Source organism: Catenulispora rubra, assembly GCF_015356825.1.
In the GTDB taxonomy this organism is placed as follows: Bacteria; Actinomycetota; Actinomycetes; order Streptomycetales; family Catenulisporaceae; genus Catenulispora; species Catenulispora rubra.
Genome location: NZ_JAACYW010000154.1, coordinates 1 through 26958, shown reverse-complemented (window position 1 = coordinate 26958; position 26958 = coordinate 1). Strand labels below are relative to the sequence as shown.

Below are 26958 nucleotides of genomic sequence, written 5' to 3'. Positions count from 1 at the left end.
GGGACGGGCTGGGCTTTCGCATCGTCACCGGGGGCGGCAGCTTCGTGCTGCCGGGCGTGCAGGTGGTGCGGCGGCTGTCGCTGGACCTGAACGAGTCCGGGCTGGAAGTCGAGTGCGTCACCCGGCAGGGGATCCCGTTGCACGTCAAGGGGGTGGTGATCTTCAAGGTCGGGGACGACCACGCCTCGATCGCCAACGCCGCGCGGCGGTTCCTGGACCAGCAGGCGCAGATGGGGGTCCGCGTCCACAACATCTTCGCCGGGCATCTGCGCTCCATCGTCGGCAACCTGACCGTCGAGGAGATGATCCGGGAGCGCGAGCGGCTCACCGAGCAGACCCGCGCCACCAGCGGCACCGAGATGGAGAAGCTCGGCCTGATCATCGACTCGCTGCAGATCCAGGAGATCGACGACCCGACCGGGTATATCAAGGCCCTGGCCGCGCCGCACGCCGCGGCGGTCAGCCGGGACGCCCGCATCGCGCAGGCCGCCGCCGACCAGAGCGCCACCGAGGCCGAGGCGGAGGCCAACGCCCGCAAGGCCGAGGCGATGCGCAAGGCCAGCATCCAGCAGGCCGGCTACCAGGCCGAGGTCGAGGAGGCGCAGGCCCGCGCGCGGCAGGCCGGGCCGCTGGCCGACGCCCGGGCCCGGCAGGACGTCGTGGTGCAGGAGACCCGCGTCGCCGAGCTGGAGGCGCAGCGCAAGGAGCAGCAGCTGCAGGTCGAGGTCCGCAAGCCCGCGGACGCCAAGGCCTACGAGACCGTCACGCTGGCCCAGGGCGAGCGCGAGGCGAAGATCCACGAGGCCGAGGCGGAGGCCAAGGAGACCGAGCTGCGAGCGCTGGCCGAGGCGCACCGCGTGAAGGCGGCGGCCGAGGCGGAGGCGCAGGCCAAGCGCGCGCTGGGCCAGGCGTCCGCGGACGCCGCACAGGCGCAGGCGCTCGCCGACGCCGCAGCGCGCCGGGCCCGCGGTCTGGCCGATGCCGAAGCCCGCAAGGCCGAGGGTCTGGCCGAGGCCGAAGCCCGTCAGGCCCGCGGTCTGGCCGACGCCGAGTCCCGCCGGGCCGAGGGTCTGGCGAACGCGGACGCCCGCAAGGCCGAGGGCGCGGCGAACGCCGAGGCGGTCCGGGCCCGCGGTCTGGCCGAGGCCGACGCCGCCAAGGCCCTGGGCCTGGCCGAGGCCGAGGCGATCAAGGCCCGCGGCGAGGCGCTGGCCGAGCACCAGGACGCGGTCATCAACCAGCAGCTGGTCGCGCAGCTGCCGCTGGTGGTCGAGGCGGGCGCCAAGTCCTTCGAGAACGTCGAGCACATGGTGCTGCTCAACGGCGCCGACGGCGTCACCGACGTCTTCGGCAAGGCCCTGACGATGGGCGGCACCGGCCTCGGCCTGGCGCGCCAGATGCTGGCCACGATGGGCGACCAGAACGGGAAGGTCGCCGTGGCGAAGAAGCCGGTCCGGAAGGAGACGGTCGAGATCACCGAGATCACCGAAATCACCGAGACCGCCGAGACTGACGAAACCGGCGAGACCGCCGAGGCCGTCGGGGCCACACAGACCCGCGCGGAGTAGCGCGGCGCGCAACGGGGGCGGGCCCGGCGGATTCACATCCGCCGGGCCCGTCGCAGTGCTCTGGTTCGCCAGGGCCGGACGCCGGACGCACCACCGCCAGAACCGGGAACATCAGGGGAATAAAAGCCCTGCCAGGGGGAAGGAACGCCAGTGAGACCCGCGTATGCGGGTCTCACCAGTTCCGTCGGCCCCACCGATACCGTGGAGAACGTTCGTCACGTCCGTCACACGGGCCACGCGGGCCATCACGGGCCACGCGGGCCATCACGGGCGACACGGGCGACACGGGTCGCGGCAGACGCGCCGGGCGCGCCGGCCGGGTCTCCTAGTACAGGCCCTTGCGCTGCTTGTCCCGCAGCTTCTTCCGGCGGTAGGCCGGAATCTCCATCATGACCTTGTGGTATCCCCAGTACAGCGCGCCGACCACGGCGGCGGCGATGACCAGGGTCACGATGCCGTGCAGGATGAAGCCCACGATCGCGCTGATGATCCAGAAACTGACCACGATGCCCGCGATCGGTAGTGCGATCCACTTGAGCCAGAAGGGCATTGCGACCCCACCTTGTCTTGTCGTTTCTCTGTCGGAACCGAAGGTCCTGTACCACTCAACGTCGTGGCCCACGCTTCTAGTTCCCAGGTAACCACGCGATATGTCGCGTTGGCAAGCGACCTTCGTAGCGGGATCGCCCCGCCGGGACCAAGATCGGAAGGCCGTGGGGCGGAAGTTGCGGGTGGGGCGGAAGTTGCGCGAAGTGCTTTTGAGGATGTTGAGATACCCGGGGCCGGAGTGGCTCAATGTGCTGATGTGCGAACAGTGCACTGATGTGCGTGCCCGCGCGGCGGGTGTCCCACGCCTTCGGGCACGAAAAAAGACCCCTGCAATCCTTCGGGCCCGGCGCCTGCGCGCCGGGCCCTACTAGCAGGGATCTTGCCGATTGTCGCCGCGGGTGAGCCGGGTGGCTCAGCGCGCGGTCTTCTTGGCCGTCTTCTTGGCGGTCTTCTTCGCGGCCGCCTTCTTCACGGTCTTCTTGGCCACTGCCTTCTTGGCCGGAGCGGCCTTGGCCGCAGCGGTCTTCTTGGCGGGAGCCTTCTTCGCCGTCTTCTTCGCCGTGGTCCGCACCGCCCGCTTCACCGGCTTCGGGGCGGCCTCCTCCTTGGTGAAGGGGGCACGCGCCTGGTCCAGCAGCTTGGCGAACGTCGCCTGGTCCTTGACGGCCATGGTGCCGGCCAGCGTCTTCTCTACAGCCAGCACCTCCTTGTCGGCCCTGGCCAGGATCCGCTTGCCGGCAGTGGTGATCGTGGTCTCCATGGCACGACCCTGGCCGGGCACCGAGCGGCGCTCGATGTACCCCTTGAGGGTCAGGTTGCCCAGGACCGTGGTCATGGTCTGGGGGGTGACCAGGCATCGCCGGGCCAACTCCGCTCCACTGATGCCGGGCTCGTCATTGATGACGAGCAGGGCCGTGTACTGGGGGACCGTCACGCCCATCGGCCGAAGCACGGCGTCCTTGGCCCCGCTGAGTTCCTGTTCGAGGCTCTTGACCTTGTGGCCGAGCCGCTGTTCCACCGCAGTCATGGTGTGAGCATATCCGGCAAAACCCTTCATGAACCAATTCAGGGCCGTTCGTGGGATACCGACCCTGATAGCCAGGCGTGAAACCAGCCTTCTGCATCCGCCGATCAGGCGACATCAGTGGACGATGACGGAATCCAGTCACCGTCTGCTTGCCAGAGTACGGGTACACGGGAATGTGTGGAGCACCGGCGGTCGATTTCTTAGAAAGCTGTGACCTCGGCAAGCCCCGCGAGTCCCCTCGAAGTCCTCTTACGCCACAGTGAGCGCATCAAGGAACGCGGAGGGTGTCCGAACGGGTCCGGACGATGTGGCTTTCATGTTCTGTTCTTGATGAAGAACGGCTCCGTGTCAAGCCCTCGACTCCCGATATGGGAGCGTGCGAGCATGCCGCGGTGAAGAAGCTGCTGCTGAAGATCGGTATCAACGGTGTCGCCCTGTGGGTCACCACGCTGGTGGTGTCCGGCGTGAAGATCGTGGTCGACCCCAACGCCCAGAACGCCACCAAGGAGAAGGTGCTCACGGTACTCATCGTGGCGGTCATCTTCGCCGCTGTGAACACCCTGGTGAAACCACTGGTGCAGATCGCCACTTTCGGGTTGTTCATCCTGACCCTGGGACTGATCACCTTCGTGATCAACGCGCTCATGCTGTTGCTCACCTCGAAGATCTGCGAGCACTACGACGTGCGGTTCCACGTGGACGGCCTGGGATCGGCGCTGATCGGCGCACTCGTCATCAGCGTGGTCTCCATCGCCCTGCACGCGATGCTCCCGGACGACGTCAAGCGCTGAGAAACCGCCCGAGCCGGGCGGAAACGGTGGTGGCGGGCTACGTCCAAGGGGCTCACCTGCGGCTACGATCGCCATATGGCGAGTACTGTCGCGGACCGCGTGGCCGCCCTGCTGAACAGGGCCGTGCTCGGCGTGGCCGCCGTCGGAGGCGGTTCTTTCGGGAAGACGTACCGCATACAGTTCTTCAGCGGCGGCGCGGCGTTCGTGAAGACCCTGGACCACGCCGCGAAGGTGGCCGGGCCCGGCTACTTCGACGCCGAGGCCGCGGGTCTGCGCTGGCTGCGCGAGGCGGTCGGCGAGGACGGCGCCTCCGGCGGCGTGCGGGTCCCCGAGGTGCTGGGCGTGGCCGAGGACATCCTGGTCACCTCGTGGATCGCCCCGGGCCGGCCGACCCCCGACGGCGCCGAGGAGTTCGGCCGCCGGCTGGCCTCCCTGCACGCCCGCGGCGCGCACGGCTTCGGCGCCGAGTGGCCCGGCTACATCGCGGTCCTGCCGCTGGACAACGGCGGCGACGAGGACTGGGCCACCTTCTACGCCGAGCGCCGGGTACTCCCCTACGTCCGCCTGGCTCGCGACCGCGGCCACCTGGACGCCGAGGGCGCACAGGTGATCGAGGAGGTCTGCACCCGCATCGACTTCCTAGCCGGTGAGGAGGAGCGGCCCTCGCGGATCCACGGCGACGCCTGGAGCGGCAACATCCTGTGGGACGGCCGGGGCGAGGGCTGGTTCATCGACCCGGCGGCGCACGGCGGCCACCGCGAGACCGACCTGGCGATGCTGGCGCTGTTCCCGCCCCCGTATCTGGACCGGATCATCGCGTCCTACGACGAGGTGCACCCGCTGGCCGACGGCTGGCAGGAGCGGGTGCCGCTGCACCAGCTGCACCCGCTGCTGGTCCACGCGGCGCTGTACGGGTCCGACTACGGGGTCCGCGCGGCGTCCGTGGCGCGGGAGTTGGCCGAGCGGCTGCGCTGAGGCACGCCCCCGCGATGGCCGGCATCGCGACCTCCGGGAGCTTCGGGAGCTACGGGAGCTACGGGAGCTACGGGGATTCGTTCTCAGGAATCTCAGGCGTCTCAGCCGTCGCGTTTTCGAGCTCTGGCGTCGGGAGCACCGTCGTCAGAGTCATCGGAGCCGTCGGTTCCACCGGCGACGGCCCCGGGAAGGGCTCTGGGACGGCCGCACCGCGCCTGCGGACCGCCAGAAGGCACAGCACCCCCAGAACGAGCGCGGAAGGCGCCACGAGCTCGCCCCAGGGCCGTACGGCGGCTGACAGGGTACGGACGGTGACCGGTTGCCCGGGCGCGCCGATCGCGACTCCGATCTCGTAGTCGCGGAACCAGCCGCCGGGCAGGGCCAGCTCGCAGGTCAGCGTCCGGCGACCGCCGACGGCCAGGTCGCCGCCGGTCCAGGCGACGGGATAGCGGCCGACCTGCTTGGCGCCGCGCGACAGGGTCAGCACCACACCGGGGTCCGGGGCCGGTCCGCCGCCGAGGTTGGCGAGGGTCACCGTGACCTGCGCCGAGCCGTCCGCCCCGAGCTGGGCCAGGAACGGCGAGTCGCCGACGGCCGTGGCGTCCATCAGCTGCGCCGTACCGACCTGGGGCGGCGCCGCCTGCGGCAGATGGCGCAGGCCGGGGATGCTGATCGGGGCGTCCACCGGGTCGGCGGCGGCGCCGTCGAAGGGCGCCGCGTGCACCGTGCAGGGGCACGGGGTCGGCGGCTCCACCACCGGCAGCGTCTGGTGGAACCCGCCGGCGGCGTCTGTCGTCGCGATCACCGCGGCCGCGATGGCGCAGGAGTTCGACGTTCCCCCGATGCCACATATCTCCACCTGGAGCCGAGCCCCTGTCGGGAACCCGCTGCCGGTCACGCTGATGTACTCCCCCAGCTTCGCCGTGGTCTTGGACAGCACCAGGGCGGGGCCGTCGGCGGCGGTGGCGTGCGCGGGGGACGAGGCAGCGGACGAGACAGACGCGGCAGACGTCGTGAAGCCGACCGCCAGCAAGATCGCCGCGGCGGACGCGACCAGCCTGCGCATCAGGGCGCCGCAGCCTTCGACGGCTCGGGCTCGCGCCGGGGCCGGGGCCGGGGCCGGAGCGGCAGGGGGCTCCGACGCCGCCGCCAGAACCACAGCGCCACCAACAGCACCAGCGCCACGAGCACGACGACCAGCAGCGTGAACCAGGGAATCAGGGTCACTGAGACCGCAGCCGTCGATGTCACCGGCGGAGAAGCGGACTGGTCGGTGACATCGAGATGCAGAGTTCCGATCTCAAAGGGCGGGATGTTCTTCCACACCTGTGAGAAATCGACGGTCTGTCCCGGCAGGATCTGCGGAAGCTGAACCGTCCGGTCTATCAGCGTCCCGAAGATTCCCGTCCCATGGAGATGCGCTTTCGGGGACTCCAGCAAGTTGCCGCTATTAGTGACCGTTGCAGTAACCGTCCCGTCACTGTCACTCACATAGGCCGGGAAAGGTGCGGATCCGGAGACTTTCAGGTTGGTGACCGTCAGACCGCCGAGTGCGGGACCGTCGACATGTACATAGAGCCGCGCGGCGACGACCCGCTTGATGCCGACCCGGACGTTGCCCTGCTGCTGCACGCTCTCCACAGCGGTGTCCATGCCGGAAACACCACCTACGTGATCTCCGGGGGAGGCGCTCTGAGGAATCGCTATAGAGATCGGCACGACAGTGGAGGTACGCGCCGGAACGGTGATCGTGGGGAACGCGGTGCGCACCCACGAACCGACGCCGGTCATCGGGTACCCGTGGTCCCGCAGCGCGAACTGGCCGTCCTTCGGGGTGTTGTAGCCGTCTGCGCCGTACACGTAGTAGGTGATCGGGTGGTCGGTGTAGTTGGACACCGCGAGACCGTCCTGCAGAGTGCTGCCCGGCCGGCCCTCCAGGATGAAGTACTGGCGCGCGCCGGCCGGCGATCCCGGCTTCGGCGCGGGCTGTACCGACCAGGAGCCGCTGTCCGCCCTGGCGCTTCCGCTCCCGAAGGCGATGGAGACGCCGACAAGGAGCGCGACGGCCAAGAGCACTGCCGCCACGCGGGTAGGCGCACTGCGACCGACCACCGCATTCTCTCCAGAACTCTCTACAGAGCTCTCCACAGTGCTCTCCACAGCGATCTCCTCGGCAAGTCGGCCGGTGTGGTACTCATGGCTGTGGCTTCCGGTGGGGCGAATGGACCTCGCCCCACCGGAAGCCGCTCGCATCACTGCAAGGTGATGGTGACCGTGCCTGTGTAGGTGCCCTGCAGGAGGTACGCAGGGACCGTCAGACTCAGCCCACCGTTGACCAGGAAGTCGCCGCCGGTGACGGTCGGCGGGTTGGTCCCGCCCGCCGCCTGCGCGCACAGCGTGACCGCCGTGGTGGTGCTCAGCGCGCCGCCGGAGCCGGCCGTCGGGGTCGACGGGTACGGCGTTGTCCCGGCCGGGTTGCCGGCGCACTTCAGGCCGCCGACCGACACGTTGCCCGCCGGGATCGGCGCGGCGCCGCTGTTGGCGTACGGCCCGCCGGTGAGCGCCAGGTTCGACATCGTGGCGTTCAGGACCCATCCGTTGGTGGTGCCGCGGAAGTCCTGGACGTCGACCTGCTGGAGCGATCCGGCCTGGGTGTGCACGGTGCCGTCCAGGGTCACGCCCGGGAAGGCCACCGCGCCGGTGTTCTCCGTCATCTGCAACGGCCCGCCGGTGACGGCCACGTTCGCGCTCTGCGGTACCGAACACGTTCCGGTGGCGGAGACGGCCGCGCCGGCCGCGTCAGCGGAGCAGGAGTTGCCGGCGAAGGTGAACGCCGCGGCCGCGCGCAGGGTCGTGCTCGGCGCGCCGCCGACCAGTTCCGCGGCGCCGATGGCGGCGATCGCGGTGCTGGGGACGGTGTAGTTGCCGGACAGGTGCCCGGAGGAGTCCGCGGTCAGCGTCGCGGGGCTGCCGACGGGGTTGTTGGACGCGTCCACCCCGCTGACCGCCACGGTCGCGCCGGGATCCCAGTTGCCGCCGGACAGGCCGACGACGGTGCCCGGACCGCCGGACGACGGCGACGCGCTCAGCGTCGGCGCGCCCAGCACGGTCACCGCGGTCGGGACCGCACCGCTGGTGCTGCCGGTCAGGACCAGCGAGCCGGCCCCGGTGGCGGCCGCCGCGGGAACCCCGAGGGAACCGGAGATCGCACCGCCTGCCGGGACGGTTATCGCCGTTCCCGGGGTCGCGGCGCCCGCGCTGTCGGTGAACGACGGAGTGACCGTCTCCCCGGCGATCCAGCCGGCCCCGGTGAAGCTCACCGTCCCGCCGGGCCGCACGTAAGCGCTGCCCACGGAGGCCGAGGCGTTGGTCGCGGTGACCGTGGCCGCCGCACTCGCGCCGCTGGCCGTGCACTGGATGACGAGGCCGAACTGCGCTATGTCTTGCTCGTTGTTCCCGGGCGTGAATGTGTACGTGCCGGCCGTCGTCGGGGTGAAGGTGGCGGTGAAGTCCGGGATCTGGAACGTCCCGCCGGTGGCGACCGGCGCCGGCGGGAACGCCGCCGAGGGCCCGGCCGTCAGGGTGCTGCTGGCCGCTCCGCCGACCAGGATCTGCGCCTTCGCGGTGGCCGCGTCGGCGATCGGGATACCGGGCGAGGGAGCCGTCGACAGCGAGTAGTGCCAGGTGATGGTGACCGGCGACCCGACGGCGACGGAACTCGCCGAGGGCGTCAGCGTCACCTGGCTGCTGTAGTTCGGCGGCGGTGCCGCGAGCGCCGGGTTGCTGCTGGTGCAGCTGCCGAAGTTCACGGTCGTGGTTCCGGCCGCGGCGATCGGCGCCAGGGCCGTCGCGGTGGCCAGGGCCACGGCGAGGGTGCCGGCCAGGGCTATCGCCCGGCCGGGTCTTGTCCTGTGTCTTGATCCGAACCCTTGTCTCACTGGTGGTGCCCTCTCTTCTGTGAGGGGGTGACAAACCCACGGGCCGGCGGCCCGCAGGGGTGGGTTGTCGTACACCGGTTCTGATGGAGCGTCAGATATTCACGGTCAGCTCGGATGCGAAGTCAATACGCACGTTCGAACGTCGGGCCGAGGGAGGCCGCGGATTGCGCGTGAATCAGGGCTTTTCGGTGCCAGGCTTTTCGGTGCCAGGGCCGACAGTTCAGCCGTGACTCCCGCGCCGCCGGCGCGTGGCGTACAGGCTCGTGCCGCCGAGCGCGGCCGCCAGCACCACCGCGCCGGCCAGCCAGCGGCCGTCGAAGCCGGTGTGCGGCAGGACGCCGGTGGACGACGTCGACGAGCTGTCCGACGCCGCGCTGCTGCTACTGGCAGCCGAAGTCGTCGAAGGGCTCGATGACGAGCTCGCGGTGTCACCGCCGGTCGCCGGAGTCACCGTGATCGACAGCGCGGACCCGGCCGCAGCGGCCGTACACCCGACGACCAAGGCCGGCACCGCGATGTCCTGCTCGTTGTCGCCGGGCGTGAACGTGTAGGTCCCGGGCGCTTTGGCCGTGAACGTCGCGGTCATGTCAGGGATCTGAAACGTCTTCCCGGGCAGGACGACGGCCGACGGGAAGGTGGCCGACGGCCCCGCGGTGATCGTCGAGCTCGCCGCGCCGCCGACGACGATCTTCGCCTTCGCGGTGGCCACGTTCGCTATCGGGATGCCGGCCGGCCCGGGGGCGGTGGAGATCGAATAGTGCCAGGTGAGGGTGATCGGCTTGCCCACCTGGAACGAAGAACTCTGAGTCTTCAGCGTCACCTGCGAGGTGTAGTTCGGCGGCGGCGCGGACAGCGCCGAGTTGCTGCTGGTACAGCTCCCGTAACCGACGCTCACGGTGTCCGCGCTGGCGCTCGGCGCGAACACCGTCAGCGCCGCAGCGACGACCGTGACGGCGCCTCCCACGGCTGCGACCCGGCCGGTGACGCGTTTTCTGTGCTCGTGGTGACGACCCATGGATGCCTCCTGACATCGAACGACAGATCGAACTGCCTAGCCATTGATGGAGGAATCTGATGGAGTGTCAATAGTCATCTGACGGATCGTCAGGAACCTTGGGCGCGAGGCCGGGTGGCGATCAGATGGCCGGTCACGATCATCCGCTGTGTGGAGGACCACCAGGGATTGCAGGTCGTCAGGGTGATGAGATCCTGCGTCGGCCGGACCCCGGGCTCGCCCGGTACCGGGTCCACCACCGCGAGATCGGTGGGCTGGACGATCACCGGGTCGGCGTCGATCCGGTAGGTGTACCAGGCCTGCGCGGTCTCCACGTAGACCAGGTCGCCGGCGCGCATCTCGTCGAGGTGGCGGAACGGCTCGCCGTGCGTCTTGCGGTGGCCGGCCACCGCGAAGTTGCCGACCTCGCCGGGCGGCGCGGTGCCCGGATAGTGGCCGGTGGCCTTGTTCAGGATGTCCAGCCCGACGCCTTCAAGGACCGGGATGCCGGTGTCGTCCACACCGGAGCCCAGGCGCGGGATGTGCAGGATCGCGACATTGTCGCCGTCGCGCAGCACCGGGGCCGGAGGCGGGGCCACCACTGGGGCGGACTCGCCGTGGGGCACCGGGGCGGCCGGGCGGACCGGCGCCGTGGCCGTGGCCGTGGCCGTCCACTGCCGATGCATGGCGTTCACTTCGTTCGCCATATCCCGCCGGCCCACCACGTTCGTGTAATAGAGCTGATACACAATGAACAGCGCCAGCAGCGCCGAGAAGGTGACCAGCACCTCGCCGACCGTTCTCACCGCGATACGCAGAATCGCCCCTACCCTCGCCATAGTGGCGCAGAGTAGGGGCGACTCCGTGAAATACGAAGAGGCTTAGAAGGCCTCCTCCGGCACGTCCATCAGCGAGTTGTCGGTCGCCTCGACGATCGCGCGCTGCCCGGCCAGCAGCGGCAGGGTGTTGCGGGCGAAGAACTTCGCCGCCGCGATCTTGCCGGTGTAGAACGGCACGTCCCGGCCGGCCGCGCCGTCGGCCAGCGCTGCCTGGGCGACGGTGGCGCCGCGCAGCAGCAGCCAGGAGACGACCACGTCGCCGAGCGCGAACAGGAAGCGCACGGTGTTCTGCGCGACGATGTGCAGCTGCCGCGGGTCCGACAGCGACTCGCCGGCCTTGTCCAGCATCGCCTTGAGCATCGCGCCGACCTCGCCCTGCGCGACGGCCAGCAGCCGGCGCTCGCGGGCCAGCTCCTCGCCGCCCGGGTCGCCGGCCAGGAACGCGGAGATCTGCTCGTTCAGGCCGGTGAGCGCGACGCCGCCGTCCCTGACGACCTTGCGGAAGAACAGGTCCAGCGACTGGATCGCGGTGGTGCCCTCGTAGAGCGAGTCGATCTTGGCGTCGCGGATGTACTGCTCCAGCGGGTACTCCTGCAGGAAGCCGGAGCCGCCGAAGATCTGCAGCGCCTGCGCCAGCTGCTCGTAGGACTTCTCCGAGCCGTAGCCCTTGACGATCGGCAGCAGCAGGTCGTTCATGCGCACCGCGGCCTCGTCCTCGGTGCCGGCGGCGCGGGCCTGCTCGATCGCGTCCTGGAAGGTCGCGGTGTAGAGCACCAGGGAGCGCATGCCCTCGACGTAGGACTTCTGCGTCATCAGCGAGCGGCGCACGTCGGCGTGGTGCGTGATGGTCACGCGCGGGGCGTCCTTGCCCGGGGTGGTCAGGTCCGCGCCCTGCACGCGCTCCTTGGCGTACTCCAGCGCGTTCAGGTAGCCGGTGGACAGCGTGGAGATGGCCTTGGTGCCGACCATCATGCGCGCGAACTCGATGATGTTGAACATCTGCGCGATGCCGTCGTGCACCTCGCCGAGCAGCCAGCCCCTGGCCGGGACGCCGGCCTGGCCGAAGGTGACCTCGCAGGTGGTGGAGGCCTTCAGGCCCATCTTGTGCTCGACGTTGGTGACGAAGGCGCCGTTGCGCTCGCCGAGCTCCCCGGTCTCCCAGTCGAAGTCGAACTTCGGGACGATGAACAGCGACAGGCCCTTGGTGCCGGGGCCGGCGCCCTCGGGGCGGGCCAGCACCAGGTGGATGATGTTGTCGCTGAGGTCGTGCTCGCCGGAGGTGATGAACCGCTTCACGCCGTCGATGTGCCAGGTGCCGTCGGCCTGCTGGACCGCCTTGGTGCGGCCGGCGCCCACGTCGGAGCCGGCGTCCGGCTCGGTGAGCACCATGGTGGAGCCCCACTGGCCCTCGACCATGCAGCGCGCGACCTTGCGCTGCTCCTCGGTGCCCAGGTTCCAGACCACGGTGGCGAAGTCGGCGCCGGAGGAGTACATCCAGATCGCCGGGTTCGCGCCCAGCACCAGTTCGGCCACCGACCAGCGCAGGGTCCGCGGGGTCGGGGTGCCGCCGAGCTCGACCGGCAGGCCCAGGCGCCACCACTCGGCGTCCATGAACTGCTTGTAGGAGCGCTTGAAGCTCTCCGGCAGGGTGGCCGAGTTGGTGTCCGGGTAGAAGATCGGCGGGTTGCGGTCGGAGTCGAGCAGGCTCGGCGCCAACTCGTCCACGGCCAGCCGCTCGACCTCGGCCAGGATCGACTTGGCGGTGTCGACGTCCATGTCGGCGTACTCGCCGGTCCCGTACACCTCGCCGCGCCCGAACACCTCGAAGAGGTTGAACTCGATGTCGCGCAGGTTCGACTTGTAGTGGCTCATCGCCGTAGGCTCCCGCTGTCCCGGACCGGCTCAGGGTTTACGTTCCGGTCGTACTGGTGAGTAATATGCTCTCCCCAGGATGCTACCCACTGGTAACTAGTGGCAAGCCCGCACCCCGCCCGATTCGCCACCCGGACCGGTGAGGTGGATCACGCGGGCGCGGTGCACTGCCCCCGAAGCGCCGGGTAGGCTCTCATGACGTGTACGGCTATCCCCAGGAGCCCCCGCCGTCCCAGGTGGCCAACGCCGCCCTGAGCGACGCCATCCGAGCGTTCGCCGGCGGCGTGATGGGCCCGGAGGACTTCTACACGGTGTTCAACAGCGCGAAGATCTACTGCCCGCGCGGCGAGCAGCCGGGCTTCCTGGCGCTGCACGACACCCCGGAACCGGTGATCCCGATGTTCAGCTCGCTCACGGAGCTGCGGGCCTACTCGGGCGAGGAGTCGCGGTACTTCACCGTGACCGGCGGCGAGGTGCTGGACCTGCTGCCCACGGGGTACGGGATCGTGCTGGACATCGAGGGGGAGCACCGGATCGTGTTCGACGCGAAGGCGATCGAGCAGATGACGGCTTATGCGATGCAGCGGTTGTATGGGGCGTGAGGGACGCTAGGTCCAGGTGCGCCACTGGTCGGTCGGGATGGTGAGGCCGATGAGGTCGGGAAGCTGGATGGGCTCGCCGAGTGGGCGGGTGACGACGCCCAGGTAGGTACCCGCCGCGGAATCGGGCTGCGAGTAGAGCATGATGCTCGCCACCTCCGGGTCACAGTCGACGACCAGGTAGAACGGGACGGCGCAGCGGGCGTAACCCATCGCTTTGCCGCCGGAGCATGCGCCATCGACGGACACGGGCCGCACACGGTCGTGTCGGGCGCTGGTCTTCGAAGTGATCTCGACGACCACCGGGACATCAGCCGGGCGAAGGTATGGAACACCCTGCCGCGCCAGCCGGTCTGCGTGTTCGCGATCGAGCAGAACCAGATCGGGGATGTAAGCATCCTGAATATCCGCGAGATCGAGACCGGTGTGCGCCACCACCTCAAGGTGGGACGAGGAAGAGACAGCGCCGATGATTCTTGTCACGATCCAGGCGTGCCGGAACGGCTCGGCGCGCGAGAGCACGATGCGGCCGCCGATGATCTCGGCGCGATAGATCTCCGGCAAGGGGAGATGGTCGTCGAGAGTACCGTCGATCCACATCCGGTACGGCGAGTCCGGCAGCTCGACGGCGAGTTGGGCGGTATGTGTCGCGATCATGAGGCCTGCTTCCCGGTGGCGCTTCGATACCTCAAGGATCGAGGTGACCGGGCAGCTTCGCAGGCGATCGTCGTTCAATCACCTGTTCGGCCTAATCTGATTGTCAGCGTCCGTATTTCAGGAAGTCCAGCAGGTCCGCCGGCTTCATCTTCCGGGCGCGGGCGAACTCGCCATCGGCGGAGTCGAAGCGGATCTTGCCCTCGGGGTTGAGGACCGACAGGGACGGTATGCCGCCGGCGATGGGGTGGTTGAAGTCGGCGTCGATGTCGCTGTTCTGGTCGCGTTGGCCTCGGGCGGTGCCGACGCTGACGGTGACCAGGTGGTACTTGTGCGCCAGGAGTTCCGCCACCTCGGGGTCGCGGGTCCAGTCTTCGAAGGTGGTGCAGTCCGGGCACCAGCGGGCGCCGAGGGCCAGCAGGATGTCCTTGCCGTCGGCGGCGGCGGCTCTGCGGGCTTCGGCGAGGTCGGCTCGGGGGTCGCGGGCGGGGTCGAACAGCTCCGTGGGCGCGTCCATGGTCACAAGGTAGCCGGGTCGAAGTCGGTGGGGGAACCCGTCGCGGCCAGTTCGCCGCGGCGCAGGACGTGGACGCGGTCGGCGAGGGCGAGGGCTTCGCGGGGGTGGGGTTCGGCGAGGACGACGGCGCGCTCGGGGTGGGCCGCGGCCAGGGCTGCCAGAACGTCGTAGAGGCGGGTCGCCAGGACCGGGGCCAGGCCGTGCGAGAGCTCGTCGACCAGGAGCAGCTGCCAGGGCGTCAGGAGCGCGCGGGAGAGGGCGAGCATCTGCTGTTCGCCGCCGGATAGGAGCGCGACGCGGCGACGTGACAGGGTGCTGAGGTCGGGAAACGCTTCGAGGGCCGGGGTGAGGTCCCGGCCCGCGGCGAACAGGTCCAGGTTCTCGCGCACGGTCAAGGTGCGGAACACGCCGCCCTCGTCGGGGATCAGCATCACGCCGGCGGCGGCGCGGCGGCCGATGGTCGCGCGGGTGATGTCAGAGCCCTGCCAGCGGATCTGGCCGGAGGAAGCACGCAGGTAGCCGGCGACCGCGCGCAGAAGCGTGGACTTGCCAGAGCCGTTGCGCCCCAGGACCGCAGTCACCTCACCCTGCACGACCGTGAGGCTGACGCCGTGCAACGCCTCCAACGGGCCGTAGCGGACGCGAAGTGCGTCGAGCGTGAGCATGTCAGGACTCACCGACGTAGATCTCGCGCGCCACATCGGAGGCGAAGACCTCGGCGGGACTGCCGGAGAGCAGCACGCGCCCGGCGACCATGAGGTACGCGCGGTCGGCGACGGCCGTGACGAAGCGCATGTCGTGCTCCACGAGCAGGATCGCGAGGCCGTCGGCGGCGAGCGCGCGCAGCACCTCGGCGAGGCGGACGATCTGGTGGTCGTCGAGGCCCGACGCGGGCTCGTCGAGCAGCAGCGCGGCGGGTTCGGCGGCGAGCGCGCGGCCGACCTCGACCAGGCGCATGGTGCCGGTGGGGAGCGAGCCGGCGGGGACGTCGGCGAGCGCGGTGAGGCCGAGGCGGTCGAGGACGGCGGCGGTGGTGGCCTCCAGGGCCTTGCGGCGGGGGTCGGGCAGGCCGAGTAGCCCCGCCAGCAGGGGACGGCCGCGGCGGTTCTCGGCGCCGACCCGGATGTTCTCGGCGACGGTGAGGCCGGCGAACAGCTCGATGCGCTGGAAGGTCCAGGCGACGCCGGCGCGGGCTCGGGAACGGGGTGGCAGACCACTGAGAATCAAACGAGGGAGGGGATCGGGCGCGGTCGACGATGCCGGGTCGCCCGCCGAGCCCGGATCGCTGCCGGGATCTGACAAGCCATGGAAAGCAGCAGCCTGCGAACCGCGATCGCCGACCAGCGTCACCGTTCCAGAATCCGCCGTGTCCAAGCCGGTGACGCAGTGCAACAGCGTCGTCTTCCCGGCCCCGTTCGGCCCGATCAGCGCCGTCACCGCGCCGGCGGGCACGTCCAGGTCCGCGTCGTCGACCGCCGTCACGCCGCCGAACCGCCGCCTCAGTCCCCTGATCTCCAGCCCGGCGCCCATGAAACCGCTCATGACGCCCGCCGCTCCCGCACCCGTGCCGCCACCGCGCGCCCCGCCGGGCTGAGCCGCCGGCTCACCACACGCTCCCGCGGCCGCGCCAGCCAGTCCCCCGCACGCCGCACCGCCGCGCCGATCCCGCCCGGGGAGCGCCCGAGCAGCACCGCCCCGATGCCGATCAGCAGCCCCGACACCCCCACCACGGTCCCGACGTCCACCGCCACCAGCGCCGCGGCCCCGACCACCGCGCCCAGCGCCGAGTCCACGCCCCACACCGCGACCGCGGCGAACCACACCAGGCCCTGCACCGGGTCGAAGTCCGTGGGGTTGAACGCCTGCGCGGCGGAGGTCGTCAGCGCGCCGCCGAGCCCGGCCAGTCCGGCTGCGCAGGCGAACACGAACACCTTCATGCGCCGCACGTCGATGCCCGCGGAGACGGCCGCCGCCTCCGAGTCCCGCAACGCCACCAGCGCGCGCCCCATCGGGCCGGTGTGCAGCGAGCGGACCAGCAACAGGGCGAGCAGCAGGCAGGCCAGTTCGAGGACGTAGAACCAGTGGTCGTCGGTGAAGCCCGGAGGACGGGATACCACCAGCCCGCCGACGAACACCGGCTGCGCGAACACGAACCGCGCCACCACGGCCGCCGTGGCGAAGGTGGTCAGCGCGAGGTAGAGGCCTCGTCGGTGGATCGCGGGGTATCCGGTGAGCCAGCCCAACGGCACCACCAGCAACGGCCCGAGGAACAGCGCCAGCAACCACGGCACCCCGGCCCCGGCCAGCTTGGCCATGAACAGCGCCCCGAGTCCGGCGTACCCGGCCTGTCCCAACGAGATCTGGCCCGCGTACCCGGTCGCGACCACCAGCGAGACGAACACCACCGCGAGCGCCGGCACCGCCAGCGACGCCCGCAGATCGGCCGGGTCGAAGAACAACGGCAGCGCCAGCACCAACGACAGCGCTCCCAGCGGCAGCCGGCTGATCGCATCAGGGTTCGAAGTCCGGCGCGCGCCGACCCGGTGCAGTCCCCCGCCGACCGGCCCCGAGTCCCGGATCCCCAGCCGGGGCACCACCATCAGCGCCGCGAAGAGCACCAGCACGAACAGGTTCGTGTGGAACGCGTCCACCAGCCCCTGCCAGCGCACCGGCGGATGCACCGCGGTCAGCTCGGTCTGCCCGATCCCGATCGCCAGCGCCGCCAGCACCGCCACCGGCAGCGACGTCAGCCGGGCCAACACCGCGACGCCCATCGTCTCCAGCACGGTCAGCGTCAGGCTGTACGGGTCCAGGTGGTAGATCGGCGCCCACAGCACCCCCGCGACGCCGGCCAGGAACGAGCCGAAGGCCCAGCCCCCGGCGGCGAGCCGGTCGGCGGGCACCAGAGCGGCGGCCAGGTCGCGGTCGTCCACCACGGCCCGCACCATCAGCCCGACCCGGGTGGCGCGCAGCAGAAATGTCAGCAGCACGGCGATCAGCGCGACGACGCAGAGTTCGACGATGGTCGCGTAGGGGAGCATCAGCGAGCCCGGCAGCCGCACCGATCCGGCCGGCAGCAACGACGGCGCGTCAACGTACGAACGCCCGCCCCACACGAGGAAAACCAGTCCGAGCTGGAGCACCAGCACCCCGAGCGTCGCCACCAGCAGACCGGACGCGCCGCTGCGCCGCAACGGCCGGTACACCAGCCGCTCCAACACCAGCCCGACGCCCGGGGCGACGATCCCCAGCACCAGCAGGGCGGCCACGGCCACCGGCATCCGCCACACCCGCACGCACTGCCACATGACGTAGGCGCAGAACACCGCGGTGGATCCGAAGGCGATGTTGAACACGCCGGTCACCCGATACGTGGCCAGCAGCCCCACCGCGGCCAGCGCCGCCACGCACCCGATCGCCAGTCCGTTCAGCGCGAGACCGGCGTAGAACATCGCGGGCCTACTCCTCGGCCCCGGAAGTCCCGGAAATCCGAGCGGCGCCGACTGCTCCGGCGGCCCCGGCCGCGCCGTCGTCCACGGCCTCGGTCAGCAGCGCGTGCAGTTCGGCGATCCGACGAGCTGTGTCAGGGTCCGTGGTTCCGGACACCGCGAGGACGAATCCGCAGACCACCAACACCGCGCCGGGTATCGAAGCAGAGGCCAGATACGGCAGTTGTTTCGCGGCGATCGCCTCGCCGGATATCAGGTACCAGCCGAGGACCAACAGCAGGATCCCGACGAAGCCGACGGCCCCGCCGAGCGCCATGCGCGTCCGCCGGTCAAGATCATCGAGGCGGGTCATAGGTGGGACACCTTCCTCCGTCGACAATCAATGAGGCGGGTGTGTCTGTGGACCCTTACTGGAGATGATGGTATGTCAGGTGGAAGAGGCCGGGAATACTCTTCAGGAGCGTGATCCTCCGTGACATCTCGACGCACATCGCTCGTTCGTACCGGCGCAACCCTGGCCGTCGCGGCACTCCTCGCCGCCGGCTGTTCCTCCAGCAAGTCCTCGCCGTCGGCGAGCGGTAGCAGCACCTCCACCGGAGGTTCGAGCAGTTCCAGCTCCAGTTCCGCCGCGGGCGGATCCAGCAGTTCCAGTTCCAGCAGCTCGTCCAGCTCGTCCAGCTCCGCGGCCGGCGGCCAGCCCGCCGACGTCGCGGGCGCCACCCAGCAGGTGAAGGACTCGTACAACAAGTTCTTCGACAACAGCATCGACGCCGCGACCAAGGGGTCGATGGTGCAGAACGCCGCTAAGGTGCAGGCGCTGCTCACGGCGCTGGCCGCGGCGGCCAGCGGTGAGAAGTCCTCGATCCAGGTGAACACCGTGACGTTCGACAGTGCCACGCACGCCAAGGTCGACTTCGCGATCCTGCTCAACGGACAGCCCGCGCTGCCGCACGCCACCGGCGACGCGATCTACGACTCGGCGTCGGGCCACTGGCAGGTCGCGGACTCCACGCTGTGCCAGCTGGCCGGCATCACCCCGGGGGTCAACCCGACGGCGCTGAAGGCCGCAGGCTGTAGCTGAGGCAAGGTGTGACAGACGGGTGGCGGCGGCTAGCCGGCTTCGGCAGGCTCCGTCGCCGCACTCTTGCTGTGCGCGCTCAGATAGCGCCACAGCACCTCCAGCGCGACGCACGCGACCGCGGCGATGGCCAGACCGGTCGTCCACTGGTACCACGGCCCGAAGTGCAGATCGAAGAAGTGGCGGCCGTACGGCACCGCGACACAGAGCACGAACAAGCCGGCCATCGACGCGATCAGCACGACCTTCCACCAGACGATCGGCCGCGCCACCATCTGCACGATGTACAGGCTGCACGCGAACAGCGAGATCATCGCAGTGGTCTGAGCCTCCCCGAGCGCGTCCGTCTCGTTGCGCGCCACCCAGTACGCGACGAACACCTCGATCCCGGCGACCAGGCCGGCCGGGATCGCGAACCGCAGCACCCGGGGCACGAAGCCGGGCTTGGCGCGCTCGTAGTTCGGCGCCAGCGCCAGGAAGAACGCCGGGATCCCGATGGTCAGCGCGGCGATCAGCGTGGTGTGCCGGGGCAGGAAGGGGTATTCGAGCTGAAAGATGCCGACCAGGATCACCAGCACGAACGAGTAGACCGACTTCACCAGGAACAGGTTGGCGACCCGCTCGATGTTGCCGATCACCCGGCGGCCCTCGGCGACCACCTCCGGCAGGGTGGCGAAGCGGTCGTCCAGCAGCACGATCTGCGCGACCGCCTTGGTGGCCCCGGCGCCGGAGCCCATCGCCACGCCGATGTCGGCGTCCTTCAGGGCCAGCACGTCGTTGACCCCGTCGCCGGTCATGGCCACGGTGTGCCCCCGCGACTGGAGCGCCTTGACCATCTCGCGCTTCTGCTGCGGGGTGACCCGGCCGAAGACGGTGTGCTCGGCGACGTCCTCGGCGAACGCGGCGGCGTCGCCCTCGGGCAGCGTGCGGGCGTCCATTGGATCGGTCGCGCCGGGCAGCTTCAGCGAGGCCGCGACCGCGCCGACCGACACCGCGTTGTCGCCGGAGATCACCTTCAGCGCGACGCTCTGCTTCTCGAAGTACTCCAGCGTGGAGCGGGCGTCGGAGCGGACCCGCTGGCGCAGCGTGATCAGCGCGACCGGGGTGATCGAGCCCTCGACCACGGCGTCCACCGGGCCCTCGGCGCGGGCCAGCATCAGGACCCGAAGGCCGGTGGCGCCGAGCTTCTCCGCCTGGTCGGCGGCCGGGGTGCCGCGGCCCAGGACGTCCGGCGCGCCGAGCAGCCAGGTGCCCTTGCCGTCGGCGAAGGTGACGCCGGACCACTTGCGGGCCGAGGAGAACGGCGCGATCTGCGTGGCGGTCCAGCCGGCCGCCGGTCCCGGGAACTGCTCCATGACCGCCTGCATCGTCGCGTTCGGACGTTCCTCGGCCGCGCCGAGGGCGGCCAGGACGGTCGGCACGTCGGCGCCTGATACTCCGGACACGCCGGCCGCGCCAGCATTAGCAGGCAGCTCCTCGATCGCGTCGAAGGCCATCCCGCCCTCGGTCAGCGTCCCGGTCTTGTCCAGGCACACGGTGTCCACCCGCGCCAGCCCCTCGATCGCCGGCAGCTCCTGCACCAGGCAGTTCTTCTGGCCCAGCCGGATCACCCCGACCGCGAACGCCACCGAGGTCAGCAGCACCAGGCCCTCCGGGACCATCGGCACCAGCCCGGCGATGGTGCGGCTGATCCCGGAGCGGACCCCGCCGGACCGGTTCAGCTGGGTCACCACCTGCAGGATCCCGGCCGGGACCATCAGCAGGGTCATGTACTTCAGGATGTTGTTGATGCCGCTGCGCAGCTCGGAGTCGACCAGGGTGAACTTCTGCGCCTCCTCGGCCAGCTTGGCGGCGTAGGCCTGGTGTCCGACCTTGGTGGCCTCGAACGCCCCGGAGCCGGCGGCCACGAAGGAGCCGGACATCACCGGGTCGCCACTGCGCTTGAGCACCGGGTCGGACTCGCCGGTGAGCAGCGACTCGTCGACCTCCAGGGCGTCGGCGCGCGCCACCGTGCCGTCCACCACCACGCGATCGCCCGGGCCGAGCACGATCACGTCGCCGAGCACGATCCGCGAGGCCTCGATCTCCTGCTCCGCGCCGTCGCGCAGAACCCGGGGCCGCGCCTCGCCGACCACCGCCAGCGAGTCCAGGGTCTGCTTGGCGCGCCACTCCTGCAGGATGCCGATCGCGGAGTTGGCGACGATGACGAACCCGAACAACGCGTCCTGGATCGGCCCGACGGACAGCTCGATCACGAACAGCGTGCCGATGATCGCGTTGAACGGCGTGAAGACGTTCGAACGCACGATCTCGGACATCGAGCGCGAGGTCTTCGACGGGACGTCGTTCACCTCGCCGGCCGCGACGTGCTGCTCGACCTGGGCCGAAGTGAGCCCCGCAAGCGGCTCGGTCACAGCTGTCCCAGGATGCGTCATGCGTCCCATCACAACCCGAACCCACGGTTGGCCGCAAATCGGAGAATCTGTCCGGGGCGTAAATATGAATTCGCCTACGTACCGGTCCCGGATCAGGGACCGCATTCGCTCGTGTGGCCTAACCTCGTCACCGCGGCATGCCCGCGCATTCGCCGATGCGGCCCCTACGCCGGGCGCAGCGCCGCGCTGACGACAGGCCAAGGAGCCAATTCATGTCTGACTCTGTTTTGCGCCGGCCGCTGGCGCTGACCGCGACGATAGCCACCTCCGTGGCCGCGGCGGCCGGACTCATCGCCCCGGCGGCGAACGCCACCACGCCGAGCCCGAGCGGTACCGCGACCCTCACGTTCTCCGGCGGCAACTCCTCGGCGCCGACCCACGTCGCCGCCGTCACCGGGACCAAGTACGGGCTGGGGTTCGCCCCGCAGATGCGGGACCTCGCGTGGGCCCCGACCGGCGCGCGGGCCGCGTGGGTGGACACCACCACCGGCGCGATCATGGCCGGCGTGCCCGGCGGCGCGGCGCAGATGATCGCGCCCGTCCCGCCCAACGGGACCATCCGCAGCCACCCGACGTGGATCGACGGCGGGTCGAAGGTCGTGTGGTCGGAGAAGGCCCCGGGCGCCGGCAACGCCATCCTGAAGTGGGCCCAGGGCAACGGCATCGCGGGCGACGGCGGCGTCCCGGCCGTCCAGAACCTGCAGACCCTGACCGGCAGCGACCTGCTGCACCCGGACGCGGTCGGCTCGCTGCTGGTCTACCAGGTCAACACCCCCAATAAGCCCTCGCAGATCTACCTGTGGGACCGGTCGCAGGCGGCCTCGACGCCGGTCCTGATCGCCGCCGGCTGGGACCCGTCGATCTCGGCGGACGGCACGCACGTGGCCTTCGTCGCCGCGACGGCAAGCCCGGCAGGCAACAACATCTACACAGTGGCCCTCGCCAACCCGGCCGCCACCCTGAACCAGGTGACCAACGGCGGCGGCTTCGAGAACCCGGTGTGGACCCCGGACGGCTCCGGTCTGGTGTTCCAAGCCCTGGACAGCACCGGCAAGGACGTCGACACCATGTCGGTCCCGGCCGCGGCCGCCAAGAGCGCCGCCTACACCGAGGTCGTCCCGGGCACCAAGGTCATCGGCCTGCCGGCCTTCCAGCCGACGGTCCGCGACCACGTTGAGCGCATCGCCGGCGCCGACCGCCTGGGCACGGCCATCAAGGTCTCCCAGTCGCACTGGGCCACCGCGGGCGCCAAGAGCTCCCAGGGCGTGGCGGCCAAGGCGGTCGTGCTCAGCCGCTCCGACCAGTTCGCCGACGCGCTCGGCGGCTCGGCGCTGGCCGCGAAGGTCGGCGGCCCGCTGCTGCTGACCGGGACCTCCGGCCTGGATTCGGCGGTGAAGGCGGAGGTCCAGCGCGTGCTGGGCCCCGGCGACGGCGCCAAGACCGTGTACGTGCTCGGCGGCGTCCAGGCGCTGTCCCCGGCCGTGGCGAACGCGCTGACCGCGCTGAACTACCACGTGCAGCGGGTCGCCGGCCAGGACCGCTTCTCGACCGCGGTGGCGATCGCGAACACCATCACCGGTCCGGGCGTCACCCCGGACTACGTCCTGGTGGCCACCGGCGAGGGCTTCGCCGACCCGCTGTCCGCCGGCGCCGCGGCCGGCGCGATCAACGCGCACCAGGGCAAGAACGCGGTCGTGCTGCTCACGAACGACAAGGTGATGCCGCAGGCGACCACCGACTACCTGGCCCCGTTGCTGGCCCGCACCAATCTGAACTCGGACCGCTCGAAGCCGGCGAACTTCATCGAGCTGGACAGCATCGGCGGGCAGGCCACGACCGCGCTGGGGTCGCACTGGATCCCGGCCGGCTACCAGGCCGGCTCGTTCCTGGGCCTGTCCGGCCTGGACCGGTACGAGACCTCGTACTTCGTCGCGCGGTACTTCTTCGGGTCGGCCAACGCGGTCGGTCTGGCCACCGGGACGAACTGGGCCGACGCCCTGTCCGGCGGCGCCGAGATGGGCACCGAGAACGGTCCGCTGCTCCTGGTCAATCCGAAGAGCGGGGTGCCGGGCGGGGCCGCGCAGTGGCTGGGCCAGGACAACGGCCAGTTCAACCGGGCCGAGATCTTCGGTGGAAACGTCGCGGTCCCCGGAAGCGTCGACAAGGTAGTGGGCGGACTGATCGCCGGGAGCGGCGGAGTGGACTACCCGTCGAACCCGACGGTCTGAGGCCCGAGCGGCCGGAGCAAGTGAAGCAGACGGCGCGGGCTCGTCCGAGCCCGCGCCGTCTGCTTCAGGGAAACAAAGGGCGGGGTGTGGGTTAGGTGTCAGCGTTGTTCCATCGGTGGCCCAAGCGGGTCACGGCAGCGGTCTGTGCGACCGCTCTGGCCATGGCCGGGCTCGCCACCTGGCTGCTCAGCGCGACCGCGAGCCCACCGACGCCGGAGGCGGTGCCGAGCACGGTCTACTCCGGCGCCGGCTTCGACCCCTGCTGGGCCCCGGACAACGCCTCGATGGACACCTGGTTGCAGTCGTCGCCGTACCGCGCCATCGGGATCTATCTCGGGGGACTGCGCTACGCGCCGGGCTGCAAGCCGCAGAACACTGCGAACCTGACCAAGGACTGGGTCGGCCGCCAGGCCGCGAACGGCTGGCGCTTCCTGCCGCTCTACGTCGGGAGCCAGGCCGAGTACAAGGACGCGAAGGGCACCACTCAGAGCGACTTCACGACCCTCACCCCGACCACCGCGTTCCAGCTCGGCTCCTCCGAGGCCGACGACGCGGCGAACCTGGCCCGCGGCCTGAACTTCCCGCCCGCCTCAGTCATCTACAACGACATGGAGAACTACGACGCCGGCTACACGCAGCTGGTCATCTCCTACTCGCAGGGCTGGACGCAGGAACTGCACCGCAACGGCTTCCGCTCCGGCTGGTACTCCAGCTCCAGCACCGGGATCAAGGACCAGTCGGCGGCCTACGGCGCCAGCTCCCCCGACGTCCTCGACATCGCCGCGTGGAACAACACGAACACCACCGCCGATCCCAACGTGCAGGCCTCGCAGTGGGCGAACCACCAGCGCGTGCACCAGACGCTGGGCGGGCACGACGAGACCTACGGCGGCGTCACGATCAACATCGACACCGACTGGTTCGACGTCGGCCAGGCCAGCCGCGCCACCGTCGAGCGGCTGGCCGGCTACGACCGCGACCTGACCGCGGTCCTGGCCAGCGTGCGCACCTTCGACTGCCACGGCTGCGGCAACGCAGGCCGCGACCAGGCCAAGTCCGCGGTCCTCAGCCGCGACGACACCTTCGCCGACGCCCTCGGCGGCTCAGCACTGGCCGCGCAGGCCGACGGCCCCCTCCTGCTCACCGGCTCCAAGGCGATGAACCCGGCCACCATGAACGAGCTGCACCGGATCCTGGTCCCAGGCTCGACGGTGTACCTGCTCGGCGGCACGCAGGCCCTGTCCCCGGCGGTGGAGCACGCGATCAGCGCCAACGGCTTCGTGCCCCACCGCGTCGCCGGCGGCGACCGCTTCGGAACCGCCGTGAACATCGCCCGCACCATCTCCCAGACCGGAGCACCCTCCAGCGTCCTGATCGCCACCGGCGTCGACTTCCCCGACGCCCTGGCCGCCGGCGCCACCGCCGGCGCCCTCGGCATCGCCGCCCAGACCCCGACCCCCGGCGCACCGACCCCGCAACCCGGCGACGTCTCGCACAACGGCGCGGTGGTCGTCCTCAGCAACGGCGCGACCCTCCCCCCGGCGACCAAGGACTACCTGGCCGGCCTGAACCCGAACAGCACAAAGATGTACGGCATCGGCGGCAAGGCCGTAGCCGCGGTACACACCGCCTTCCCGTCCTGGACCAACTGGGTGAACTTCACCCCCCTGTTCGGCGAGGACCGCTACGGCACCGCAGCAGCAGTCGCCGCCCGCTTCGCCTACCTGCCCACATCAGTGGTCGTAGCCTCCGGCGCCAACTGGCCAGACGCCCTCTCCGGCGGCGCGATGGCAGCCCACCGCGGCGTCCCCCTCCTGCTGACCGACCCCAAGACCCTGCCAGCACCGACGGCCTACTACCTCGGCGCGAAGAACAACCCGATCACCACCGCGACACTGGTCGGCGGAACGGCGGCAATCTCGCCAGCCGCGGCCACGGCGCTGGGGAACACGTTCAGCTACCCGGGGCAGTGGGACTCGGTGACGATCAAGTAGGGACTGCGCCGGATAGCCATGGGTCAGGCCTGCCGCGGAAAAGCGGCAGGCCTGACCTGCGCGGCATGGCAGGAACCTCGGCCGGTGACGGGTGAGCGTGGCCGACCATGTGGTTCGTGGGTCCGACCGGACCATGCGGGGGTTTGGTTCTGGGTCCCTCGCCGCGTCAGCGGGCGCAGCCAACCTGCCCGGTTTGGCGGTGTCAAGCCGGGCGCAACCGGACCACAGCAACAGCGATCCGGCTTGATTCCGCCAAACCGGGCTGGTTCCGTTTACGGCGATGACGCGGCGAGGGACCCAGAACCTCGGCGACCACAAGCAGCACCGCCACCTAACAACGCGACGCAGGCAACAGCGGATAGAAAGCCGAACAGTCGCGGACCGCCGGCAAACAGCCAGACGCGCGGGTCGCCCCCTCGTCGAGGAGGCCCGCCAGAGGCCTCAAGGTGCCCACCAAACGCGGCCGCCACCCGCCAGACCAAACGCATGCGCAGTGACTCGGACCGACGCGCGATCTTGCACGCGAAAACCGCCGGCCGCCAGCCGCCAGCACTCACCCACTCACCCACTCACCCACAAAGCAGTAGCGCCAACCAACGAGCGGCCCATGTCGAATCCGACCCACCCCGTTCGACGCCTTGCTGGAAGCAGCCCCACACACCCAGCAAGGAGCGCGAAAATGACCGTCACCGCCAACATGTCCATGTCCCTCGACGGCTTCGTCAACCACCCCACCGACGGTGTGGACACCCTCTTCGGCTGGTACAGCCGCGGCGATGTTGTCACCGAGACCGTCGGCGATCAGGACTGGGAATTTAAGACCGACGCTCAGGAGGCCGAGGGCTTGGAGGACGCCAAGTCCTCGCTCGGTGCCATCCTCTACGGCCGCCGGTCCTTCGACGCGGCCGGGGGCTGGAACGGCCTGCATCCGCTCGGTGTACCGGTCGTGGTGCTGACCCACCGCGTCCCTGAGGGCTGACCGCGCGAGGGCTCCTCGGTGCACTTCGTCACCGAGGGCGGCATCTCAACGGCGATCGCCAAGGGCCTGGAACTCGGCGGCGGCCAGACCGTGGTCATCGGCAGTGCCGACCTGACCCAGCAAGCCCTGAACGAGGGGCTGCTCGACGAGCTCACCGTCGACCTGGTCGCCGCGATGCTCGGCGAGGGCACGCGGTTCTTCGACAACCTCAAGGCCACGCCCTACGAACTGGAGCAGACCTCAGTACGACCCGGAAACGGCGTGACGCACCTCGGCTACCGCGTGGTCAAGCACTGACCTCGGAAGCCGGCGCGCCTGAAGCAGGCTCCTCCAAAGCAGGCGCCCCAGAAATGGGCGCCCCGGAAGCAAGCTCCTCCAAAGCGGGCGCCTCCGAAACGGGCTGGGCTCCGGCGACCACACCGGGCCCGACCTTCTCCATCTCCGGCCCTGTCCCGAGCACCGTCCCCGGCCC

25 protein-coding genes are annotated in these 26958 nt (G+C 70.2%); 9 read left to right on the top strand and 16 right to left on the bottom strand.

The window, feature by feature from the left end:
- On the top strand, positions 1 to 1568 hold a 1568-nt coding region (locus GWK61_RS33010), incomplete at its 5' end, for a flotillin family protein (protein ID WP_228563335.1).
- Positions 1569 to 1893: 325 nt separating this feature from the next.
- Here GWK61_RS33010 and GWK61_RS33005 read toward each other — a convergent pair.
- Both GWK61_RS33005 and GWK61_RS33000 read right to left on the bottom strand, forming a co-directional pair.
- Positions 1894 to 2118, bottom strand: coding sequence for a DUF5326 family protein (locus GWK61_RS33005; protein ID WP_194915604.1), 225 nt, complete (start codon positions 2116 to 2118; stop codon positions 1894 to 1896).
- Between the two features lie 411 nt (positions 2119 to 2529).
- The gene (locus tag GWK61_RS33000) at positions 2530 to 3144 is read right to left on the bottom strand and encodes a MarR family winged helix-turn-helix transcriptional regulator (RefSeq protein ID WP_228563334.1); all 615 of its coding nucleotides are present in this window, start codon (positions 3142 to 3144) and stop codon (positions 2530 to 2532) included.
- Positions 3145 to 3536: 392 nt separating this feature from the next.
- On the opposite strand from GWK61_RS33000, the gene GWK61_RS32995 reads away from it, so the two are divergent.
- A complete protein-coding gene (locus GWK61_RS32995; RefSeq protein WP_194915602.1) occupies positions 3537 to 3935 on the top strand; it encodes a phage holin family protein in 399 nt (132 codons plus the stop codon).
- 75 nt (positions 3936 to 4010) lie between these two features.
- Positions 4011 to 4910: a fructosamine kinase family protein gene (locus tag GWK61_RS32990; protein WP_194915601.1), complete on the top strand. Its 900-nt coding sequence runs from the start codon at positions 4011 to 4013 to the stop codon at positions 4908 to 4910.
- A 67-nt stretch (positions 4911 to 4977) separates the two neighbouring features.
- Here GWK61_RS32990 and GWK61_RS32985 read toward each other — a convergent pair whose 3' ends face one another.
- The 6 genes from GWK61_RS32985 to GWK61_RS32960 all read right to left on the bottom strand — a co-directional run bounded on the left by GWK61_RS32985 (position 4978) and on the right by GWK61_RS32960 (position 12553).
- Positions 4978 to 5976: a hypothetical protein gene (locus GWK61_RS32985; RefSeq protein ID WP_194915600.1), complete on the bottom strand. Its 999-nt coding sequence runs from the start codon at positions 5974 to 5976 to the stop codon at positions 4978 to 4980.
- Complete coding sequence (locus GWK61_RS32980) at positions 5976 to 7070, bottom strand: hypothetical protein (RefSeq protein ID WP_194915599.1); 1095 nt, start codon at positions 7068 to 7070, stop codon at positions 5976 to 5978. The genes GWK61_RS32985 and GWK61_RS32980 overlap by 1 nt, the downstream gene beginning before the upstream one ends.
- A 92-nt stretch (positions 7071 to 7162) precedes the next feature.
- Entirely contained in the window at positions 7163 to 8776 is a 1614-nt protein-coding gene (locus GWK61_RS32975) for a hypothetical protein (RefSeq protein WP_194915598.1), read from the bottom strand.
- A gap of 292 nt (positions 8777 to 9068) precedes the next feature.
- Positions 9069 to 9863: a hypothetical protein gene (locus tag GWK61_RS32970; RefSeq protein ID WP_194915597.1), complete on the bottom strand. Its 795-nt coding sequence runs from the start codon at positions 9861 to 9863 to the stop codon at positions 9069 to 9071.
- Positions 9864 to 9952: 89 nt separating this feature from the next.
- The gene (locus GWK61_RS32965) at positions 9953 to 10681 is read right to left on the bottom strand and encodes a class E sortase (protein WP_194915596.1); all 729 of its coding nucleotides are present in this window, start codon (positions 10679 to 10681) and stop codon (positions 9953 to 9955) included.
- 42 nt (positions 10682 to 10723) lie between these two features.
- Complete coding sequence (locus GWK61_RS32960) at positions 10724 to 12553, bottom strand: acyl-CoA dehydrogenase (RefSeq protein WP_194915595.1); 1830 nt, start codon at positions 12551 to 12553, stop codon at positions 10724 to 10726.
- A 167-nt stretch (positions 12554 to 12720) separates the two neighbouring features.
- On the opposite strand from GWK61_RS32960, the gene GWK61_RS32955 reads away from it, so the two are divergent.
- A complete protein-coding gene (locus GWK61_RS32955; protein WP_438939794.1) occupies positions 12721 to 13155 on the top strand; it encodes an SseB family protein in 435 nt (144 codons plus the stop codon).
- 6 nt (positions 13156 to 13161) lie between these two features.
- Here the strand turns inward: GWK61_RS32955 and GWK61_RS32950 are convergent, their stop codons facing one another.
- The 6 genes from GWK61_RS32950 to GWK61_RS32925 are packed head-to-tail and all read right to left on the bottom strand — an operon-like array spanning position 13162 to position 18124.
- A complete protein-coding gene (locus GWK61_RS32950; RefSeq protein ID WP_194915593.1) occupies positions 13162 to 13887 on the bottom strand; it encodes a Uma2 family endonuclease in 726 nt (241 codons plus the stop codon).
- A 25-nt stretch (positions 13888 to 13912) separates the two neighbouring features.
- Positions 13913 to 14323: a thioredoxin family protein gene (locus GWK61_RS32945; protein WP_194915592.1), complete on the bottom strand. Its 411-nt coding sequence runs from the start codon at positions 14321 to 14323 to the stop codon at positions 13913 to 13915.
- A 2-nt stretch (positions 14324 to 14325) separates the two neighbouring features.
- Positions 14326 to 14988 (bottom strand): ABC transporter ATP-binding protein, encoded by a 663-nt coding sequence (locus GWK61_RS32940; protein ID WP_194915591.1) that lies wholly within the window; start codon positions 14986 to 14988, stop codon positions 14326 to 14328.
- A gap of 1 nt (position 14989) precedes the next feature.
- Positions 14990 to 15865, bottom strand: a complete 876-nt coding sequence (locus GWK61_RS32935; RefSeq protein WP_228563333.1) for an ABC transporter ATP-binding protein — start codon at positions 15863 to 15865, stop codon at positions 14990 to 14992.
- The gene (locus GWK61_RS32930; RefSeq protein ID WP_194915590.1) at positions 15862 to 17775 is read right to left on the bottom strand and encodes a branched-chain amino acid ABC transporter permease; all 1914 of its coding nucleotides are present in this window, start codon (positions 17773 to 17775) and stop codon (positions 15862 to 15864) included. Before GWK61_RS32930 ends, GWK61_RS32935 begins: the two co-directional genes overlap by 4 nt.
- Positions 17776 to 17782: 7 nt before the next feature.
- A complete protein-coding gene (locus GWK61_RS32925; RefSeq protein ID WP_194915589.1) occupies positions 17783 to 18124 on the bottom strand; it encodes a hypothetical protein in 342 nt (113 codons plus the stop codon).
- Positions 18125 to 18244: 120 nt separating this feature from the next.
- Here GWK61_RS32925 and GWK61_RS32920 point away from each other — a divergent pair, with 120 nt between their 5' ends.
- Entirely contained in the window at positions 18245 to 18853 is a 609-nt protein-coding gene (locus GWK61_RS32920) for an MTB12 C-terminal domain-containing protein (protein ID WP_194915588.1), read from the top strand.
- Positions 18854 to 18882: 29 nt separating this feature from the next.
- Here GWK61_RS32920 and GWK61_RS32915 read toward each other — a convergent pair whose 3' ends face one another.
- A complete protein-coding gene (locus GWK61_RS32915) occupies positions 18883 to 21285 on the bottom strand; it encodes an HAD-IC family P-type ATPase (protein WP_194915587.1) in 2403 nt (800 codons plus the stop codon).
- Positions 21286 to 21497: 212 nt separating this feature from the next.
- Here GWK61_RS32915 and GWK61_RS32910 point away from each other — a divergent pair, with 212 nt between their 5' ends.
- The 4 genes from GWK61_RS32910 (at position 21498) to GWK61_RS32895 (ending at position 26783) form a co-directional block, all read left to right on the top strand.
- On the top strand, positions 21498 to 23513 hold the full coding sequence (locus tag GWK61_RS32910) for a cell wall-binding repeat-containing protein (RefSeq protein WP_194915586.1): 2016 nt from the start codon (positions 21498 to 21500) through the stop codon (positions 23511 to 23513).
- A 161-nt stretch (positions 23514 to 23674) separates the two neighbouring features.
- Positions 23675 to 25507 carry a glycoside hydrolase domain-containing protein gene (locus GWK61_RS32905; RefSeq protein WP_194915585.1) on the top strand — a complete coding sequence of 611 codons (1833 nt, stop codon included), beginning with the start codon at positions 23675 to 23677 and terminating at the stop codon, positions 25505 to 25507.
- A 679-nt stretch (positions 25508 to 26186) separates the two neighbouring features.
- Positions 26187 to 26486: a dihydrofolate reductase family protein gene (locus GWK61_RS32900; protein WP_194915584.1), complete on the top strand. Its 300-nt coding sequence runs from the start codon at positions 26187 to 26189 to the stop codon at positions 26484 to 26486.
- A gap of 18 nt (positions 26487 to 26504) precedes the next feature.
- On the top strand, positions 26505 to 26783 hold the full coding sequence (locus tag GWK61_RS32895; RefSeq protein ID WP_194915583.1) for a dihydrofolate reductase family protein: 279 nt from the start codon (positions 26505 to 26507) through the stop codon (positions 26781 to 26783).
- Here GWK61_RS32895 and GWK61_RS32890 read toward each other — a convergent pair.
- Positions 26762 to 26958 (bottom strand): pentapeptide repeat-containing protein (locus tag GWK61_RS32890; RefSeq protein ID WP_194915582.1); only part of this gene is annotated, 197 nt, incomplete at its 5' end. The genes GWK61_RS32895 and GWK61_RS32890 overlap by 22 nt on opposite strands.